Source organism: Neptuniibacter pectenicola, from assembly GCF_001597735.1.
GTDB classification, from domain to species: Bacteria; Pseudomonadota; Gammaproteobacteria; order Pseudomonadales; family Balneatricaceae; genus Neptuniibacter; species Neptuniibacter pectenicola.
This window is the reverse complement of the sequence record NZ_LUTS01000141.1, coordinates 1-260: the sequence shown is the minus strand read 5'-3', so window position 1 is coordinate 260 and position 260 is coordinate 1. Positions and strand designations below refer to the sequence as shown.

At 46.9% G+C, this 260-nt stretch carries 1 protein-coding gene; it reads right to left on the bottom strand.

Annotated features, from left to right (window positions below; translation table 11 throughout):
• On the bottom strand, positions 1–260 hold a 260-nt coding region (locus tag A3773_RS19905; protein ID WP_197462876.1), incomplete at both ends, for a hypothetical protein.

Genomic DNA, 260 nt, shown 5'->3' with positions numbered 1-260 from the left:
AACACCTCTGTCTGCTGCCCCTCTCTTTTCTTCTTTCCCCTTTCTCCTTTTTCTTCTTCCCCCTTTCTTCTTTTTCCCCCTTTTTTCTTTCTTTCTCCTCCTCCTCCTTCTCTTCCCCTCTTCCCCCCCTTTCTTCTCCCTTTTCTCCTCTTCCCTCTCTTCTCTTCTTCCTTTCTTTCTTTTTTTTCCCCCTTCTTCTTTCTCTCCCTCCCCTTCTTCCTTTTCCCTTCTTCCCCTCTCTCTTCCCTCTTCTCCTCTTT